Annotated in this window: 18 protein-coding genes; 8 read left to right on the forward strand and 10 right to left on the reverse strand. The window is 71.2% G+C overall.

From position 1 onward, the window contains the following. The first annotated feature begins 6 nt into the window (after positions 1-6). Together GWK61_RS16270 and GWK61_RS16275 are read left to right on the forward strand one after the other, a co-directional pair. Positions 7-1,752, forward strand: a complete 1,746-nt coding sequence (locus GWK61_RS16270) for an NAD-binding protein (RefSeq protein ID WP_194909218.1) — start codon at positions 7-9, stop codon at positions 1,750-1,752. A 27-nt stretch (positions 1,753-1,779) separates the two neighbouring features. Beyond that, on the forward strand, positions 1,780-2,340 hold the full coding sequence (locus GWK61_RS16275; RefSeq protein WP_194909219.1) for a DUF4190 domain-containing protein: 561 nt from the start codon (positions 1,780-1,782) through the stop codon (positions 2,338-2,340). Positions 2,341-2,360: 20 nt separating this feature from the next. On the opposite strand, the gene GWK61_RS16280 is transcribed toward GWK61_RS16275, so the two are convergent. Further along, on the reverse strand, positions 2,361-2,753 hold the full coding sequence (locus tag GWK61_RS16280; protein WP_194909220.1) for an SCO5389 family protein: 393 nt from the start codon (positions 2,751-2,753) through the stop codon (positions 2,361-2,363). A gap of 81 nt (positions 2,754-2,834) precedes the next feature. Continuing rightward, on the reverse strand, positions 2,835-3,647 hold the full coding sequence (locus GWK61_RS16285; protein ID WP_194909221.1) for a helix-turn-helix transcriptional regulator: 813 nt from the start codon (positions 3,645-3,647) through the stop codon (positions 2,835-2,837). Between the two features lie 61 nt (positions 3,648-3,708). Here GWK61_RS16285 and GWK61_RS16290 point away from each other — a divergent pair, with 61 nt between their 5' ends. Continuing rightward, the gene (locus tag GWK61_RS16290; protein WP_194909222.1) at positions 3,709-4,545 is read left to right on the forward strand and encodes an SDR family NAD(P)-dependent oxidoreductase; all 837 of its coding nucleotides are present in this window, start codon (positions 3,709-3,711) and stop codon (positions 4,543-4,545) included. 14 nt (positions 4,546-4,559) lie between these two features. On the opposite strand, the gene GWK61_RS16295 is transcribed toward GWK61_RS16290, so the two are convergent. The 8 genes from GWK61_RS16295 to GWK61_RS58535 form a co-directional block, all read right to left on the reverse strand. After that, entirely contained in the window at positions 4,560-5,462 is a 903-nt protein-coding gene (locus tag GWK61_RS16295) for a carbohydrate kinase family protein (protein ID WP_323747592.1), read from the reverse strand. A gap of 88 nt (positions 5,463-5,550) precedes the next feature. Then, on the reverse strand, positions 5,551-6,603 hold the full coding sequence (locus GWK61_RS16300) for a LacI family DNA-binding transcriptional regulator (protein WP_012786324.1): 1,053 nt from the start codon (positions 6,601-6,603) through the stop codon (positions 5,551-5,553). Positions 6,604-6,629: 26 nt separating this feature from the next. Continuing rightward, positions 6,630-8,288, reverse strand: coding sequence for a glycoside hydrolase family 13 protein (locus tag GWK61_RS16305; RefSeq protein WP_194909224.1), 1,659 nt, complete (start codon positions 8,286-8,288; stop codon positions 6,630-6,632). 78 nt (positions 8,289-8,366) lie between these two features. After that, entirely contained in the window at positions 8,367-9,305 is a 939-nt protein-coding gene (locus tag GWK61_RS16310) for a sugar ABC transporter permease (RefSeq protein ID WP_194909225.1), read from the reverse strand. Next, positions 9,302-10,255 (reverse strand): carbohydrate ABC transporter permease, encoded by a 954-nt coding sequence (locus GWK61_RS16315; RefSeq protein ID WP_194909226.1) that lies wholly within the window; start codon positions 10,253-10,255, stop codon positions 9,302-9,304. Before GWK61_RS16315 ends, GWK61_RS16310 begins: the two co-directional genes overlap by 4 nt. A gap of 147 nt (positions 10,256-10,402) precedes the next feature. After that, positions 10,403-11,716: an extracellular solute-binding protein gene (locus GWK61_RS16320; RefSeq protein WP_194909227.1), complete on the reverse strand. Its 1,314-nt coding sequence runs from the start codon at positions 11,714-11,716 to the stop codon at positions 10,403-10,405. Positions 11,717-12,042: 326 nt separating this feature from the next. Continuing rightward, positions 12,043-12,834 carry a DeoR/GlpR family DNA-binding transcription regulator gene (locus GWK61_RS16325; RefSeq protein ID WP_194909228.1) on the reverse strand — a complete coding sequence of 264 codons (792 nt, stop codon included), beginning with the start codon at positions 12,832-12,834 and terminating at the stop codon, positions 12,043-12,045. Between the two features lie 75 nt (positions 12,835-12,909). Continuing rightward, the gene (locus GWK61_RS58535; RefSeq protein ID WP_194909229.1) at positions 12,910-13,986 is read right to left on the reverse strand and encodes a class I SAM-dependent methyltransferase; all 1,077 of its coding nucleotides are present in this window, start codon (positions 13,984-13,986) and stop codon (positions 12,910-12,912) included. 32 nt (positions 13,987-14,018) lie between these two features. On the opposite strand from GWK61_RS58535, the gene GWK61_RS16335 reads away from it, so the two are divergent. From GWK61_RS16335 to GWK61_RS16355, 5 genes are all read left to right on the forward strand, one after another. Next, a complete protein-coding gene (locus tag GWK61_RS16335) occupies positions 14,019-14,831 on the forward strand; it encodes a UbiA family prenyltransferase (protein WP_194909230.1) in 813 nt (270 codons plus the stop codon). A 168-nt stretch (positions 14,832-14,999) separates the two neighbouring features. Then, positions 15,000-16,055 carry a type III polyketide synthase gene (locus GWK61_RS59530; protein ID WP_194909231.1) on the forward strand — a complete coding sequence of 352 codons (1,056 nt, stop codon included), beginning with the start codon at positions 15,000-15,002 and terminating at the stop codon, positions 16,053-16,055. Beyond that, on the forward strand, positions 16,052-16,561 hold the full coding sequence (locus GWK61_RS16345) for an isoprenylcysteine carboxyl methyltransferase family protein (RefSeq protein WP_194909232.1): 510 nt from the start codon (positions 16,052-16,054) through the stop codon (positions 16,559-16,561). The genes GWK61_RS59530 and GWK61_RS16345 overlap by 4 nt, the downstream gene beginning before the upstream one ends. Continuing rightward, on the forward strand, positions 16,546-17,610 hold the full coding sequence (locus GWK61_RS16350) for an NAD(P)/FAD-dependent oxidoreductase (RefSeq protein ID WP_323747593.1): 1,065 nt from the start codon (positions 16,546-16,548) through the stop codon (positions 17,608-17,610). The genes GWK61_RS16345 and GWK61_RS16350 overlap by 16 nt, the downstream gene beginning before the upstream one ends. Positions 17,611-17,837: 227 nt before the next feature. After that, positions 17,838-18,407, forward strand: a 570-nt coding sequence (locus tag GWK61_RS16355; protein WP_194909233.1) for an MFS transporter, incomplete at its 3' end; no start/stop codon positions are given.

Below are 18,407 nucleotides of genomic sequence, written 5' to 3' on the forward strand. Positions count from 1 at the left end.
CCATCCATGGGGGACTTGTTCATCGTCGTCGGTGGTAATGCCCTGGCATACCGGCTCACCGTCGAGTTGACCCACCAGTACGCCGTCCGGACGGCCGCCATCGTGCCGTCCCAGGAGACCGCGTACACCATCCAGATCAGCAAGGAACTCGGCCCGGAGAACACGATCGCCGACGCCTACGTCTCCGAGGAAGCCCTGCGCGAGGCGGGGATCGACCAGGCGCAGGCGATCGCGTTCGTCGACGGCGACGACCGGACCAACATCCACGCCGCGATGCGCGCCGCGGCCCTGCGCCCGGGTATCAGGGTCGTGATCCGCATGTTCAACCAGCGGCTCGGCGTGCACATCGCGCAGCTGGTGGACAACTGCACGGTCCTGTCGGCCTCGGCGACCGCCGCCCCGGCGTTCGTCAACGCCGCCCTGCAGCGCCCGCACTCGGTCCGCGCCGGCGGCCGGGCGCTGCGGATCGCCATCGGCCAGGACATCGACATGCGGCAGACGCCGTTCCTGATCGCCGACGCCATCGACCGGGACCGGCAGTCGGACATAGAGGTGCTGCCGACGGCGGCGGCGCGCAGCCGCACGCGGGAGTGGATGCTGTTGCAGGAGCGCTCGCCGCGGCACGCCGCGCTGCAGTTCCTGGACGCCTCCGACACGATCGTGCAAGGGAACGTGTACAAGGCCCCGCTCGCGGCACGTCTGCTGTGGCGCGCCTCGGACACGCTGAAGTTCTTCACCAGCGCCAAACTGCGCACGATCCTGATGGCGTCGGTGGCCACGCTGGCGGTGTCGTTCCTCGGGATCTGGTCGCTGGCCAGGCCGTTCGGCTGGGCTCTGTACGAGTCCCTGCTCGACGTCGCGGGGTCCGCGGTCCCGGACACGTACGGCCAGCCGAGCTCGGTCGGCGGGAACGTGCAGCGGCTGTTCCAGGTCGCGATCACGCTGTCCGGCATCGTGCTGATGCCGGTGGTCACGGCGGTGTTCGTGGAGAGCACGGCCACGCGCCGCAGCGTCCGCACCCGGCAGCCGAGCACCGGCCTGCGCGGGCACGTCGTGGTGGTCGGCCTCGGCAACGCCGGCACCCGGGTCACGGCCCTGTTCCGGGAGCTCGGGGTGCCGGTGGTGGGCATCGAGCGCGACGCCGAGGCGCGCGGGATCGCGGCGGCGCGCGGCCTGGACGTCCCGGCCGTGGTCGGCGACCGGCCGATCGACGACGCCCTGCGCCGGGCCCAGATCGCCCGGGCCCGCGCGGTCGTGGCGGTGACCGGCGACGACGTCACCAACCTGGAGGCCGCGCTGGAGGCCCGGGCCATCAACCCCGAGGTCCGGGTCGTGGTCCGGCTCTTCGACGACGACTTCGCCTCGCACGTCTACAAGGAGTTCGGCAACACCGCCTCCCGCTCGGTGTCCTACCTCGCCGCCCCGGCCTTCGCCGCCGCGATGATGGGACGCGAGGTCCTGGGCACGCTGTCGGTGTACCGCAAAGTCCTGCTGATCGCGGAGGTCGCGGTCGAGGAGGGCTCGGAGCTGGCCGGGCAGGAGCAGCGCGATCTCGACAAGCCCGGCCTGACACGGGTCCTGGCCGTCCGGCGCGCCGGCAGCACGGCCTTCGACTGGTCGGGGGCCGACCGCGGCCGGCTCCTGCAGGCCGGCGACCAGCTGATCGTGGCCGCGACGCGCGCCGGCTTCGGAGGGCTGGCCGGGCGCATCGGCGAGGGAAATACTGAAGCGGACCCGGTATCGGGAGAGTGATGCGGACGAAGGGGGGATGTGCCACCGATGAGTGACACTCCGCAAGGCGGATGGGATTCCGGTCCTGAGGGCTACGGCACTGAGGGCTACGGAACGAAGAGCTACGACACCGAGGGATTCGGCCCAGGGTTCGGCTCCGGGGGATTCGCCGCGCCCGACGGCGGCGGCTTCGCCTCTCCGGCGAGCGACGCGCCGCCGACGCAGGCCGCGATCCCGGTGCAGCCGCCGTACCCGCCGCAGCCTTCGTATCCGCAGGGCTCGTATCCCCAGCCCAACTATCCCCAGGGCTACCCGCCGCAGCTGTATCCCGGCGGGTACTACGGTCCGCCGATGCTGCGGCAGCAGACCAGCGGTATGGCGGTCACCGGCATGGTGATGGGGATTCTCAGCCTGGTGCTGTTCTGGGCTTCGCTGCTGGGGCCGCTGCTCGCGCTCATGGGGATCATCTTCAGTTCGGTCGGACTGTCGCAGAGTTCGAAGCCGGGCTGGACCGGCAAGGGGATGGCGATCGCCGGGCTGGTGTGTTCGCTGATCAGCATGGCCTTCTGGGTGTTGTTGGCGATCGCCATCGCATCGATCTTGGCTTAGGCCATCGTTGACGCCCTCGTTCAGCAGTCCCGAAGCTCGGGCGACTGGTTGAGGATCTGGGCGCGTTCCGACGTGAAGCGCCGGTAGGTCTCCGAGCCGACCGCCTCGGGCCGGAACACCGCGACCCGGTGGCAGTTCTGGAAGGCGAGCTTCACCGCGAAGCGCCGCTCCAGGCTGCCGCGGATGGCGTCGGAGGCCAGGGCGCGCAGGAGTTCGGCGCGCTCGGCGCCGGTCGGGGCGATCTGGTTGTCGGCGAACTGCCTGGCCGGGTCGGCGTGCAGGTCGGCGGCGAGCTTCTCGACCACGGTGTGCGCGTACGGGAGCGAGGCGGCGACGGTGTCGGCGAACTCCGCCTCGTTCACCTCGCCGACTTCGGCCTGCTTGAGCAGGTGCGGTGCGACGTCCAGGGACATGCTGGGGCTTCCTCTCGATAATGAATGTCGTTTTCATCAGGAGGGTAGACCCGGCCTCGGGGCGGACGGCTCAAGATCCGGTCAGACCGGCGTGTCGCGGGACGTGAACAGCACCGCGAGCTGCGTGCGGCTGCCGCAGGAGGTGGCGGCCAGGACCCGCGTCAGGTGCTTCTTGACCGTGTCCACGCCGATGAACAGGCGCGCGGCGATCTGCCGGTTGGTCAGGCCCTGCGCGGCGAGGTCGGCGACGTCCCATTCGCGCGGCGTCAGGTCCCAGTCGGCCCGGGTGGCCAGGCGGGAGCGGTGCCGGGCCAGCTGCTCGGCGGCCGGCGGCGTCAGGTGCCGGCGCAGCACCCGCAGCACGGCCAGGTCGCGGTCCGGGACCCGCCGCACACCGTCCGGCACGGCCAGGCCGACCCACAGCACCCCGGACGGCGCGGCGTCGATGAGCATCGCGGCCTTGTCGGCGATGCCGCGCGGGAGCAGGAACTGGTCGCGGAAGCGAGCGCCCTCCGAACCCTCCTCGACGTCGGTCAGCCGCGCCACTCCGACCCCGGCCAGCCGCCGTAGGAAACCCTGGTCGCGGAACGGGTCCACGCGCTCCCAGCCGCCGGCGGCATAGGTGTCCAGGAACTCGGCCGAGTATCCGGCCAGCACGCCGCAACCGTTCTCGACCGCGTCGGCCGCTGTGTCACCGTGCAGCACGGTCACGCCGTTGTAGCCGAACCACGTCCGCAACGCCGTGACCAGCAGCTCCCGGAACTCCGCGAGGTCCCCGGCGTGGTCCACGGCCTCCACCACCCCGACCACGCGCCGGTAGTCCTCCGGGCTCAGCGGCTCGTCGGCGGGCAGCGGTCGGGGGCGCGGGGCGGGTCCGGGCAGTGCGACGGTCACCCTTCGATGTTCCACCTTCGGGCCATACCGGGGCCACCCGGCCCCGCCTGAACATGGAGGCATGACAGATGGAACCCCCACCCCGCGCCGTTGGTTCGTCACCGGCGCGAACAGCGGCTTCGGCCTGGCCATCGTGCACGCCGCCCTGGCGGCCGGCGACGAGGTGGTCGCGGCGGTCCGGCGCCCGGACACCATGCGCGAGCTGGCGGCGGCCTCCGGCGGCCGGGTGTCAGTGGTCGAACTCGACCTGCGCGACCGCGACCGGCTCCGCTCGGCCGTCGAGGCCGCCGGACGCGTCGACGTCCTGGTGAACAACGCCGGCTTCGGCCTCGTCGGCGCGATCGAGGAGACCGGCGAGGCCGAGCTCCGCGACGCGATGGAAGTGATGTTCTTCGGGCCGCTGGAGCTGACGCGCCTGGTGCTGCCGCAGATGCGCGCCCGCCGCTCCGGCACGGTCGTGCAGCTGAGCAGCATGGGCGGGATGCTGGCGTTCCCGGGCGTCGGCGCGTACTGCGCGGCCAAGGGCGCGCTGGAGCTGGCGAGCGAGGCGCTGGCCGGCGAGGTGGCGCCGCTGGGTATCAAGGTGCTGATCGTGGAGCCAGGTGCGTTCCGCACGGGCTTCGCCGGCCCGGCGGCGCTGCAGGCGGTCGAGGCGCGGATCGCGGACTACGACGGCACGGCCGGCGCCACGCGCGACGGGCTGCCGACGTCGCACGGCGCGCAGGAGGGCGACCCGGCGAAGGCCGCGGCGGCGGTGCTGGAGGTGCTGGGGTGGAAGGAGCCGCCGCTGCGCCTGGCGCTGGGAAACGACGCGGTGGACGAGATCCGGGCGAAGCTGTCGCGGGTCGGCGCCGATCTGGACGCGACGGAGGAGCTTGGGCGGGCCATGACGGTGTGAGACAGAAATCTGTTTCAGCTGAGATCTGACTCGGTCGCGAAGCGCTCGGCTGTCCCGTGAACAGTGCATGCGAAGGCGCCGGACAGCAGTCCGCGCCGCATGCACTCCTCGGTCGTCGCGCCGCGCAGCACCCCCGACATGAATCCGGACACGAAGGCGTCGCCGGCGCCGTTGCTGTCGACGACTGGTCCCGCCGGTGTGACGGCAGGGAAGTGCTGGGTGCTTTCCCCGCGCACGGCCAAGTAGGCACCGCGAGCGCCATCTGTGGCGACGACGGTCCTGGCCCGACCGCGTGCCAGCACCTCAGTCAGGACCGCGTCGCGGCAGTCCCCGAGGTTCGCGGCGCTCAGGAAGACGTGGTCGGCGGCGTGGGCGAAGTCCTTGTGGTGGTCGTTGATGCCGTCCCAGTCGTGGAGGTCGGTCGAGATGCTGGCTCCGTGCCGGAGCGCGACCGGCAGGACGTGCCGCGCGTAGTCCGCTATGACCACGTGCACGTGCCGCGAGCGTGCGAGCCAGCCCTCATAGAAGCCCTCCGGCATCCGCTGCCCCGGCACGCCGCGCGGGTCGTAGAACGACATGCGGCGTCCGTCGGCCGAGACCAGGTTCACCGCGCGCACGGTTCCCGCCGACGACGGCAGCCAGGAGAAGTCCAGCCTCTCGTCGGCGAACCGGCGGCGGACCAGGTCGCCGAAGGTGTCCTCGCCGAGGAAGTCGACGAACTTCACGCGCAGCCCGAGCGACCGCACGCCGAGGGCCACGGCCGTCCCGGTGTGCGCCACGTAGGACTCGATCGGCGGCACCAGCACCGAATCCGCATACGGCGCCGGCAGCTCCGGCACGCGGACGATGGTGTCGATGCCCGCGCCGCCGACGACCAGCACATCGAACTGGCTCGCTGACTCAGCATCCTGCGCCACTGCCCCGACCTCCGCTATCGCCGAAACGAAATCGCCGCGCCTCATGAACCCGCGCGGTGGCCCTGGAATCCAGCCACCGCAACCGCCGCTACCGCCGCACCCGCGGCCCCGACCCCGTAGACCCCCGCACCACCAGCTCCGGCGCGAACACGAACTCCGTGTGCGGCGCGTGCCCCCCGCCGACCTCCTCCAGCAGCGCGCGCACCGCCGCCGCCCCCATCGCGGCAACCGGCTGGCGCACCGTCGTCAGCGGCGGGTCGGTGTACGGGATCAGCGGCGAGTCGTCGTAACCGACCACCGAGATGTCGCCCGGCACCGCCATCCCCCGCGCCCGCACCTCGGCGATCGCGCCGAGCGCCATCATGTCCGAGGCGCACACGATGCCGGTGCAGCCCTTGTCCAGCAGCTTCGCCGCCGCCGCGCGGCCGCCTTCGAACCCGTACAGCGAGTACTCCACGAAGTCGGCCGGGTTCTCGACGCCCAGCGTGTCGCGCAACGCGGCCGTAAAGCCCTCTATCTTCCGGATCACCGGCACGTAGCGCTTCGGCCCGACCGCCAGCCCGATCCGCTCGTGCCCCAGGTCCGCGAGGTGGTTCACCGACAGGCGGGCCGCCAGGGCGTCGTCAGGGCTGATGAAGGGCGCTGCGATGCCCTCGGCGAAGCCGTTGATCAGGACGAAGGGCACGCCCCGGTCCGACAGCCGGTGGTACCGGTCGCGCGAGGCGGTGGTGTCGGCGTGCAGCCCGGAGGCGAACACGATGCCCGCGACCCCGTGCTCGATCAGCAGCTCGACGAGGTCGTCCTCGGTCGCGCCGCCCGGCGACACCGTCGCCAGCACCGGCGTGTAGCCGTGGTGCGTCAGCGCGCGCTCCACCGCCTGCGCCATCGCCGGGAAGATGGGGTTGTCCAGCTCCGGGATGATCAGCCCGATCAGCGCGGCGGTCCGCTGCCGCAGCCGCGTAGGGCGCTCGTAGCCCATGACGTCCAGCGCCGCCAGCACCGCCTGCCGCGTGGCGGCGGCCACCCCCGGCTTGCCGTTCAGCACCCGGCTCACCGTCGCCTCGCTCACCTTCGCCTGCGCGGCGATGTCCGCGAGTCGTGCGGTCGATGGCAGTGAAGCGTTGTCCGTCATGGCGCCCATTCTTTCGCTCCCGGTCCTGGAAATGGCTAGATCCGCCACCAGGCGGCCGAGTCTGCGGGCAGTTCAGCATTGTCGGCGGTCACCGACACCGAGGCGGAAGCCAGCAGCAACGCGCCTGGAACGGGCAGCTCGACCGGCAAAGGTCCCGTGTTCACCGTGCAGACGAACCCGTCCCCGCGCCGGAACGCGAGCACGCCGTCCGGCGCCGGCAGCCACACCAAAGCCGTCTCGTCGGTCTCCGCGCCGAGGTCCGGCAGCTCCCGCCGCAGCGCCAACGCCGAGCGGTACAGCTCCAGCATCGAGCCCGGATCCCCCGACTCCGCCTCCACCGACGACGCGCCCCACGACGACGGCGCCGGCAGCCACGAAGCCTCGGACCCCTCCGGCCCGAAGCCGTAGGTGGGAGCGACGCCCGACCACGGCAGCGGCACCCGGCAGCCGTCCCGGCCCTTCGACGGGTCGCCAGACTGGATCCCCTGCGGATCCACCAGGAACTCGACCGGGATGTCCAGGACCTCCGGCAGCCCCAGCTCCTCCCCCTGGTACATGTACGCCGACCCCGGCAGCGCCAGCATCAGCAGCGCCGCGGCCCGGGCCCGCGCGAGCCCCACCGCGCCGCCGCCGTAGCGCGTCACGTGCCGCTTCATGTCATGGTTCGACAACACCCACGTCGACGGCGCGCCGACCGAGCCGGCGGTGGCCAGCGAGTGGTCGATCGCCGTCCGCAGCGCCGCCGCCTCGAAGGGCCGGCCCAGGAAGTCGAAGTTGAAAGCCTGGTGCAGCTCGTCCGGCCGCACGTAGTTCGCCAGCCGCTCCGGCGTCGGCGCCCACGCCTCGGCCACGCCGATGCGCTCGCCGTCGTAGGAGTCCAGCAGCAGCCGCCAGGCGCGGTAGATCTCGTGGACGCCGTCCTGGTCGAAGAACGGCAGCACCGCGTTGCCGATCATCTCCACGTGGTCGGCGTGCCCGACGTCCGGCAGCCCCGGGGCCTTGACCATGCCGTGCGCGACGTCGATCCGGAAGCCGTCGACGCCGAGGTCCAGCCAGAAGCGCAGGACGTCCAGCATCTCCGTCCGCACCTCCTCCAGCTCCCAGTTCAGGTCCGGCTGCGCGGGCGCGAACAGGTGCAGGTACCACTGCCCGGGCGTCCCGTCCGGGTTCACCGTCCGGGTCCACGCCGGGCCGCCGAAGACCGACTCCCAGTCGTTCGGCGGCAGCTCGCCGCGCGCGCCGCGGCCCTCGCGGAAGATGTAGCGGGCGCGCGCGGCACTCCCCTCGGATGCCGCGAGCGCCTCCACGAACCACACGTGCCGATCGGAGGTGTGGTTCGGCACCAGGTCGACGATCACGCGCAGCCCCCGGGCGTGCGCGTCGACCATCAGGGCCCGGAAGTCGTCGAGCGTGCCGAACACCGGGTCCACGGCCCGGTAGTCGGCGACGTCGTACCCGAAGTCGGCCATCGGCGAGGAGTAGAACGGCGTGATCCACAGCGCGTCCACGCCGAGGTCGGCCAGGTACGGCAGCCGGGAGCGGATGCCCGGCAGGTCGCCGACCCCGTCCCCGTCGGAGTCGGCGAACGAGCGGATGTAGACCTGGTAGATCACCGCGTCGCGCCACCAGTCGGTGCGGCGGGCACCGGATTCGCGGGCCAGCTCCGCTTCGACGGTGAGTGTCTCGGTTGTCATGAACTCAGTTGCCCCAGAGGTAGTTCGAACGGTCGGCCGGGTCGGCGCCGGCCTCGGGCGGCGCGCCCGAGGCCCGGCTCAGCCCTTGGCGCTGCCGGAGGTCAGGCCGGCGACCAGGTTGCGCTGCACGAGCAGGAACATCACGCCGGCCGGGATCGCGATCAGCACCGAGGCCGCGGTCATCAGGCCCCATTCGCCCTTGTACTGCGAGACGAAGGTGCGAAGGCCCACGGCGAGCGTGTACTTGTCCGAGCTCTGCATGAAGGTGTTGGCGAAGGCGACCTCGGCCCACGCCGTCAGGAAGGAGTAGAAGGCGGTCACGGCCAGGCCCGGCCGGGCCAGCGGCAGCACCAGGCGCCAGAAGGTGCCGAACGGCGAGAGTCCGTCGACCCTGCCGGCCTCGTCGATGTCGATCGGGATCGTGTCGAAGTAGCCCTTGAGCATCCACGCGCAGTACGGCACCGCGGTGGTGCAGTAGACGAGGATCAGGCCGCCGAACGAGTTCACCAGGTGCAGCTTCGACATGATGTTGTACAGCGGCACGATCAGCACCGCGATCGGGAACATCTGGACCACCAGCAGCAGCCACATCGTGGCCCGGAAGCCCGGGAAGCGCATGCGCGAGACGGCGTAGCCGCAGGTGGCCGCGATGAAGACGGCCAGCGCCATGGTGCCCACCGAGACGATGAGCGAGTTGCGGAACCAGGTGAGGAAGTCGGTGTCGTTCAGCACCTGGCTGTAGTTGCCGAAGTTGAGGTGGCTGAAGTCGCCGGGGTGGGCCCACTGGCCGTCCTTGGTCTTCAGCGAGGTCAGCGCGACCCAGACGATCGGGAAGATCGCGATGAAGGACGCGGCGATCAGCGTGGCGTGGATCGCGACGGAGGCCAGCGGGGAGCGCTTGGTGCGCGAGTACTTCTTGCCCGGGGCGGCGACGGCGCGATCGGCTGCCTGGTCGACCGCCTGGCCGGCCGCCCGGCCCGACTCGGCGGAGTTCACGGACTCGGTGGCCGCGCTCATGCCTGCACCTCCAGCTTGGCCTGCGACCGCCGGTAGACGGTGGCGAAGACGAGCAGCATCGACAGGATCACCACTCCGTAGGAGGCGGCCTCGGCGTACTGCCGGATGTTCGCGAACGCGACCTGGTAGGCGTGCGTGACCAGGATGTCGGTGGATCCGGCCGGGCCGCCCTCGGTGACCAGGAAGATGACGTCGAACTTGTTGAACGTCCAGATGACGCCGAGCAGCGTGACGGTCATCATCACCGGCCGCAGCCCCGGCAGCGTCACCATGCGGAAGCGCTGCCAGGCGGTCGCGCCGTCCATCTCGGCGGCCTCGTAGAGCTCCTTGGGGATGGTCTGGAGACCGCCGAGGAAGGAAACCATCATGAACGGCACGCCCATCCAGACGTTGACCGCGATCACCGCGATCTTCGCCGAGGTGGGCTGCGCCAGCCACTGCACGCCGTGCATCCCGAAGTACTTCAGCACCGCGTTGAACACGCCGTTGTCGTTGTAGAGCAGGCGCCACGCGAAGGCCGCCACGAAACCGGGGACGGCCCACGGCAGGATCAGCATCAGCCGGTAGCCGCCGCGGAACCTGATCTTGCGGTTCAGCAGAACGGCCAAGCCGAGGCCGATGGTGATGTGGAAGAAGACGTTGAGGAACGTCCAGATCAGGGTCCACGTCAGGGTGCTGTAGAAGTGTCCGTCGTTGCCGGACAGGATGTCCCAGTAGTTGTGCAGCCCGACGGAGTGGTAGCTCGGCGGGATGTGGTTCACGCCGATGTCGTGGCCGATGGTGGACTCGTCGGCGTTGGTGGTCGACAGGTACGCGCCCCAGATGAAGGGGTAGCCGACCAGGACCAGCATCACCAGCACGACCGGGGCGGCCATGGCCCAGCCGTACCAGTACTTCTCGAACGAGCGGCTCAGGCCTTTCCACAGGCCCGGCGCTGTCGGAGTTCTCATGTCGTCCCTACCTGATCCCTGCCTGGTTCGGCGATCCTGCGACGCCGTCGTGCCGTCAAGGTGGTGAGCCACCGTCGCCGGTGGTGAGCCGCGCGGGAGGCGGGACCCTCACTTCCCGCTGCCCGCGCGACCGGTCTGGCGCGGGTTTCAGCTCTTGCTGAAACCCGGCAGGATCTGCGCGAACTGGGTCGCGGCGTCGTTCAGCGCGGCCTGCGGGGACTTCTGGCCGCCGAGGATCGCCTGGTAGTCGGTGTCCAGCGGGGTGAACAGGTCCGAGGCGCCGGCGACCGGCGGGCGGCCGACCGCGTTCTTCAGCGGGCCCTCGAAGGCCGACAGGATCTTGTTGTTCGCGACCTGCGGGTCGGAGTAGGCCGAGGTGCGGGTCGGCAGCACGTTGTTCTTGGCGGCGATGGTGGCCTGGTTCTGCGCGTCGTTCAGGAACGCGATGAACAGGTAGGAGGCGTCGAGGTTCTTCGAGCCCGCGTAGACCACCAGGTTGTGGCCGCCGACCGGGGCGCCGGCCTTCACCGAGCCGGCCGGGACGGTGGCGATGCCGAGGTTGTCGGCGCTGCTGAAGGCCGAGCCCTTCAGGTCGTCGGCGGTGGACCACGGGCCGTTGACGACCATGGCGACCTTGCCGTCCTTGAAGGCGGTCTGCATGTTGTTGTAGCCGTCCTTGGTCACGTCGGTGACCGCGGCGCCGGACTTGACCAGGTCCTGCGCGATGCCCACGGCCTTGAGCGCGGTGGCGTCGTTGACCGTGATCTTCTTGGCCGAGGCGTCGATGATGTCGCCGCCCTCGCCGTAGATGAAGGGCAGCAGGTAGTAGGACGCGGCGTCCAGGAACGTGCCGTCGACGCCGGCCTTGGCCTTGATCTGCAGGCTGTCGGTCTTGAGCTCGTCCCAGGTCTTCGGCGGGGTGGTGATGCCGGCCTTGGCAAGCAGGTTCTTGTTGTAGAGCAGCGAGAGCGTGTCAGTAACCTGAGGAACGCCGTAGATCTTGCCGTTGTAGTGGTCCGAGGCGTACGGGCCCGGCATGTAGTCGGAGTCGTTCGCCAGGGCCGGGGTGCCGTCCAGCGGCTGCAGGTAGCCGAGCTGCGCGAAGGCCGGCGTCCACCCGACGTCGGCGCGCAGCACGTCGGGCGCACCGCTGCCGGACTGCGCGGCGGTCTTGAACTTGTCCTCGGCGTCGGAGAACGGCACGTTGACGTAGTTGACCTTGATGTTCGGGTACTTCGCCTCGAACGCCTTGATGATCGGCTGGTAGTTCGGCGCCTCATTGGTCGCATCCGAGGTGTCCCACCAGGTGACCGTGCCCTTGACCGACGCCGGGTCCTTGGCGGCGGCGGAACCGCTCGCGGAGCCGCCGGACTTGCTGCTGCTGCAAGCCGTTGCAGCAAGTGCCAGGACTGCTATCGCCGCGATACCGGCGCCGCGCTTGGCGGCCGTGCTGCGTCGCATCGAAGACTCCTTGGGGGATGGCTTTGAGGGGATCTGCGCCACTGTCTGGGCGGCGCGGGTGCTGACGCTAGCAAGGGGTGAGGCGGCGATGAAAGACTTTGCTGCAAGATTTCTGCAACTTGCGGATAACGATGCGGCAACGTGGGCTTTACGCGGGGGGCGCGGTGAGTGGTTGCAGCAAGCTTCGCCAGAAAGTGGCTACTCGGGCCCGCGCGCGGTCGTGCTCACCGATGCCGCCGGCCGCGCCGCACCATCGAACTGCGCCACCCCGCGAAGGCATCAGACCGTTCGCGAAGCCATAAAGATCGCCGGTGAACCGGCGGACCTCACTCGTCCCGCTCGGCCAGCACCAGTTCGCCGACCTCTTCGACCAATACCTCGCGGGCCTCGCGCGGCAGCCCGTCGTCGGTCACCAGCACCGCCGCATCCCCCAGCCCGGCGAACGCCGACAGCCCGACCACGCCCCACTTCGTGTGGTCCGCGACCACGACCAGGTTGCGGGCTGCGGAGACCAGGGCGCGGTTGGTCTCGGACTCCATCAGGTTCGGGCTGGTGTAGCCGGCGGCGGCGTCCATGCCGTAGACGCCGAGGAAGACCTGGTCCAGGTGCAGGGTGCGGATGGCTTGGACCGCTATCGGGCCGACCAGGGCCTCCGACGGGGTGCGCATGCCGCCGGTGAGGATCACCGTCTGGTTGTTGCCGGGGTTGGCGCTTTCGTGGGCGTGCAGGACGTCCGCGACGCGCAGGGAGTTCGTGACCACCGTCAGGTCCGGGACCCCTACCAGGTGCCTGGCCAGGGTGTACGTCGTGCTGCCGCCGCTGATGCCGATGGCGGTGCCGGGGCGGACGAGCTCCGCCGCTGTGCGGGCGATCGCGTCCTTGGCCGGCTGCTCCATCTCGGCCTTGACCGTGAACGCCGGTTCGTCGGTGGATCCGGCGCGGCGCACCGTGGCGCCGCCGTGGACCTTCGTCAGGAGGCCGCGCGAGTCCAGGACGTCCAGGTCCCGGCGCACGGTCATGTCCGACACCCCGAGCAGGCGCGTCAGATCGTTGACCCGCACGCCCCCGGTCCGCTGGACCTCCTCGAGGATCCGCGCCTGCCGCTGCGCTGCCAGCATCGGATGTCCCTGTCCCCTTCGTGCCGCCCGATCCGCCCGATCGGCCTGGTACCGACTGAACGCACGGTAACACGCTCACCAACTCTTACAGGCCTGGTAGAGCGCCAGACCGGGGATCCGGGCGGAACGTACCCGGCGTGCCGGGTCGAATCCGGCACCGCGGAGCCAGCTTTGGAGCTCCGCCGGGGTGTACACCGTCGATCCGGATGTCAGTCGGACGAACAGCGCCAGGTGTGTGGCGGCCGCGTTGGCGCGGCCCCGGCCCCGGCCCCAGACCCGGCCGGGGCGCGGCGGGTCGGCGAAGGCGTCGAGGACGGCCAGCGTGCCGCCGGGCTTCAGGGCCTTGGCGGCCCGGGCGAGCAGCGCCGGGATCTCGCTCTCGGTGAGGTGGTGCAGCAGGTTGAAGCACAGCACGGCGTCCTGGCCCTCGGGGAACTCCGCGTAGCGGGCGTCGCCCTCGGCGAAGGTCACCCGGTGCGCCAGGCCGGCGGCCTCGATCACCTCGCGCCCGACCCGCACGCTGCCCGGCAGGTCCAGCACGGTCGCGGTGAGGGCGGGGTGCCGCCGGCACAGCGTGGCCGAGTACCAGCCGTGGCCGCCGCCGACGTCCAGGACGCTGCCCGCGTTCTCCGGCAGCACCAGCCGGCGCGCCACCTCGGGCGCCGACAGGCGCGCCAGGTCCAGTTGGCCCAGGATGTAACGGCGCCAGTAAGGGTCCTCCGGGCCCCGTTCGTGGTGCTCGACGGAAGCGCCGGTCTCGATCAACCGGTCCAGGTCCCGCCACCAGTCGAAGTAGTCGCCGCAGGAGTTCACGAAGCGCGCCACGCCGACCTCGGACTCCGGGTCCAGCCAGCGCCGGTCGCGGCGCGCCAGGCGCACCGTGCCGTCCCGGGACCGGCGCGCGTGGCCGGAGGCGATCAGGCAGTCCACGAGCAGCCGAGTCGGCGTCTGCGCCAGGCACAGGTCCCGCGCGATCTCCTCGGTCCGGGCCGGCGCGCTCGCCAGGCGCGCGACGACCCCGGTCCGCACCGCCGCCACCAGTACGCCAGATGCCGCAATACCTCCCCATGCCTCGGCGGCCGGAGTCGGGACTAGGTTGGCGCGCAGGGCCACGCGCTCCAGAGTGTTGCCGCCACGCAGCGCCAGTCGCATGGTCCTTGCTTACCCCCGTCGAGGAGAACTTGATGCCGATCCTCAAAGCCCTGTTCCGTACCTGCCATCCGCTGCCCTCGTTGGCCGTCACGGCGATGTTCGCAGCGTTGATCGCGCAGGCCGCCCCGCACGGTCTGGGGCCGGCCGCGGCGATCCCGGCGGTGCTGCTCGGCGAGATGTCCATCGGATGGTCGAACGACTACTTCGACGCCGCGCGCGACGCGATGGCCGGCCGGACCGACAAACCGATCGTCTCCGGGGTCGTCTCGCAGCGCACGGTGCTGATCGCGGCGATCGTCGCGGTCGCGGCCTCGGTTCTGCTGGCGTTCTCGATCAACTCGGCCTGCGGGACCGTGGACGTCGTCCAGATGGCGGCGGGCTGGTTCTACAACGCGGGGCTGAAGATCACACCGGTCTCAGGGCTCGCCTACGCGGTCGGGTTCGGGCTGATCCCGGAGTTCGCGACGAGCACCGCGCCCGGCGTGCCGTCGGCCCGGGCCGGGGTGCTGGCCGCGGCGGTGCTGCTGGGCGTCGGCGGCCACCTGGCGAACGCGCTGCCGGACCTGGAGGGCGACCGTGTAGCCGGGGTAAGGGGGCTACCGAACGTATTGGCGGACCGCTTCGGCGCCGGATTCGTGCGGATCATCACGGTCCTGCTCTTACTCGGCGCCTCGGGGTTCCTGGCGATCGCCGGATCCCCGTGGCTGTGGCTGGGCTTCGCGGTCGCGGCGCTGCTGGCCTGGCTGGGGATCAGCGGCGAGGGCCGCGCGCCGTTCTTCGCCGCGCTCGCGATCGCCGGGATCGACGTGGCGATGTTCGTCCTCGGCGGGGTGCCGCTGTCCTGAAATCTGTCCTGAAATCTGTCCTGAAACCGCCGCCACACCTGACACACCTCACACACCTGACACGCCGCATTCATCAAGACGTGCGCATTATTCGGCCCGGCCGCGGGTACCGGGTAACCTGACGCGCCCGCGTCAGCAGTTCCGTGCGACCGGCGAGGGAGCGTAAGGGTGTCCCGCATCGCGGCAGTCACTTCGGCTCTCCCTTCCCATCGTTACGAACAGGACGAACTGGCTGCGGCCACGGCGGAGCTGTGCGCACTGCCGCCGACCCGGCGGGCGCTGCTGGACCGGTTGTCCGCCAACGCCGGCGTCCGGACCCGGCACACCGTGCTCCCTCTCACCGGCTACCGGCGGCTGGACGGGATCGACAGCGTCAACGACACCTACATCGAGCACGCCACCGAGCTCGGCGAGCGGGCGGTCGAGGACGCCCTGCGCCAGGCGGGGGTCACCGCGGAGGACGTGGACCTGTTCGTCACCACGTCGGTGACCGGCGTCTCGGTGCCGTCGCTGGACGCCCGGCTGGTGCCGCGGCTCGGGATGCGGCCGGACGTGAAACGGGTCCCGATGTTCGGGCTGGGCTGCGTGGGCGGCGCGGCCGGGCTGGCGCGGATCCACGACTATCTGCGGGCGTGGCCGGACCACACGGCGGTGCTGCTGGCGGTCGAGCTGTGCTCGCTCAGCGTGCCGCTGGTCGACCCGACGGTGCCCGATCTCGTGGTCAGTGCCTTGTTCGGGGACGGCGCCGGAGCGGTGGTGGTGCGCGGTGCCAACCGGGGCGCCTCGACCGTCCGGATCGTCGCGACCCGCAGCGAACTGTGCCCGAACACCCACGACGTCCTCGGCTGGCACCTGGGCCCGCAGGGCTTCCGCATCGTGCTGACCACCGAGCTCGCCGAGGTCGTGGAACGGGAGCTCGGCGGCGTGGTCAAACGGTTCCTCGCGGACCACGGATTACAGGTCCCTGACGTCGCCGCCTGGGTCGTGCACCCCGGCGGCCCGAAGGTGATCGACGCGGTGCGCGACTCGCTGGAGCTGCCGGAGGCACAGGTCGCCACGGCCCGCGCGGCGCTGGCCGAGGCCGGCAACATGTCCTCGGCCTCGATCGTGCAGGTGCTGGGCAAGGAACTGGCCGCGCCGGACGCCGAACCGGGGCCGATCGTGGTCGTGGGTCTCGGGCCGGGCGTGAGCATCGAGCTGCTGCTGCTGGAGCGGCTCGGATGATCGCCTACTACGCGCTGGTGATCGCCACGTGCTTCGAGCGGCTCGCGGAACTGGTCGTGGCCAAGCGGAACGCGGCGTGGAGCCTGGCGCGCGGCGGGGTGGAGAGCGGCCGCGGACACTACCCGCCGATGGTGGTGCTGCATACCGGGCTGCTGGCCGGGTGCCTGATCGAGCCGGCGGTCGCGCACCGATCGTTCGTCCCGGCGCTCGGGATTCCCATGCTGGTGCTCGCCGTCGGCTCGCAAGGGCTGCGGTGGTGGTGCATCAGGACCCTGGGAAACCGGTGGAACACCCGCGTGATCGTGGTGCCGGGGCTGCCTCTGGTGGATTCCGGGCCGTATCGGTGGTTCGCGCATCCGAACTACGTGGCCGTCGTGGTCGAGGGCTTCGCGTTGCCGCTGGCCGGTTCGGCGTGGGTGACGGCGCTGGTGTTCACCGTGCTGAACGCGTGGCTGCTGACCGTGCGGCTGCGATGCGAGATCAGAGCCCTGTGCGCGACGCCGTGAGCTCCGTGCACGACGGCCTGAGCCCTGGATACGACGTCCTGGTGGTCGGCGGCGGTCCGATCGGGCTGGCGACGGCGTGCTACGCGGCCGAGGCGGGGCTCTCCGTGGTCGTCGCAGAGCCCCGGAGCGGGCCGATCGACAAAGCCTGCGGCGAGGGGCTGATGCCACCCGCCGTGGCCGCCCTGGGGGCCCTCGGCGTCGATCCGGCGGGCCAGCGGCTGCGCGGGATCCGGTATCGCGACGCGGGGCACAGCGTGGACGCGGAGTTCCGCAGCGGCCCGGGACGCGGCGTCCGGCGCACGGTGCTCCACTCGGCGCTGGCCAAGCAGGCCGAGAGCGCCGGGGTCGAGGTGATGTCGGAGCGTGTGACCGAGTTCCGTCAGTCCGCCGGCGGCGTGGAGGCCTCGGGGATCACGGCCCGCTACCTCGTGGCCGCCGACGGCCTGCACTCCCCCATCCGCCGAGTCTGCGGCCTGGAGCCGCCGCCGGCCCGGCACGCGCGCTACGGGCTGCGCAGGCACTTCCAGACCGCGCCGTGGACCGACTTCGTCGAGGTGCACTGGTCGGCCGGTTCGGAGGCGTACGTCACGCCGGTGGACGACGGCCTGGTCGGCGTGGCGATCCTCGGGCCGCCCGGCGCCGGCTTCGAGGACCGGCTGGCGGAGTTCCCGGAGCTGCGCGACCGGCTCGCGGGCGCGACCGCCGGTCCGGTGCGCGGCGCCGGGCCGCTGCGGCAGGCCGTGCGCCGCCGGGTCGCGCCGGGCGGCAGGGTCCTGCTGGTCGGGGACGCCTCGGGCTATGTCGACGCGCTGACCGGCGAGGGCATCAGCGTCGGGCTGGCGCAGGCCCGGGCGCTCGCGGCGTGCCTGGCGGCCGGGCGGCCGGGCGACTACGAGCGCCGGTGGCGCCAGGTCTCGCGCCGCTCGAACCTGCTGACCGCCGGGCTGCTGGCAGCGCGCCGCAACCCGGTGCTCGGTCCGCGCATCGTCCCGGCGGCCGGGGCGCTGCCGGCGGTCTTCGCCGGAGCGGTGCGACTGATCACTGGCTGATCACCGGCTGACCTGCGTTCATGGGAGCTGTCAAGGAAGTTCACCCGGACGGGTGTTCACTGGTGATCACCGAAGAGTTCACAAGAACCTGCGGTGAGAGTACATTGACGTACCGTGGCACGCCCGGTCACCGACTGTCACGAGAATGAGCGTATTGACACGACGCCGATCGACGCGAACCGGCGGAGCTCGCCGAGGCTCGGCGTCGACAGCGGGGGATGGGGAGCATGGCCAAGCCTGACAAGGACCCCCTCCCCCGGCTTTTCTGGTGGTATCTGGCCGCCGGGGCGGTGTCCTGGCTCGGGGACGGCCTGATCGTCGTCGGGTTCCCGCTGCTGGCCGCCGGGCTGACCGGCTCGCCGCTGGGGATCGCGGCCGTGATCGTCACCCAGCGCCTGGCGCCGATGCTGCTGTCGCTGCCGGCCGGGGCGCTGGCCGACCGCTGGAACGCCCGGATCACGGCGGTGGCCACCAACGTCGCGCAGGCCGTGCTGTTCGGCGTCGCCGCGGTACTGGTCGCCGGGAACCACCTCGGGCTGGTCGCGCTGATCGTCATCGCGTTCGTCGCCGACGCGCTCGGGACCCTGTTCACCTGCGCGAACGGCGCGCTGCTGGCGGACGTCGTGGAGCCCAAGCACTTCGGCGCCGCCAACACCTGGCTGCGGGCCTGCAACACGGTGATCGCGTTCGTGATCGGGCCGGGCTTCGGCGGGTTGCTGTACGCGACCGGCCGACAGCTGCCGCTGCTCATCGACGCCTGCTCGTTCGTGGTGGCGGCCGTGGTCCTGGCCGCACTG

The sequence above is a fragment of the Catenulispora rubra genome, from assembly GCF_015356825.1.
In the GTDB taxonomy this organism is placed as follows: Bacteria; Actinomycetota; Actinomycetes; order Streptomycetales; family Catenulisporaceae; genus Catenulispora; species Catenulispora rubra.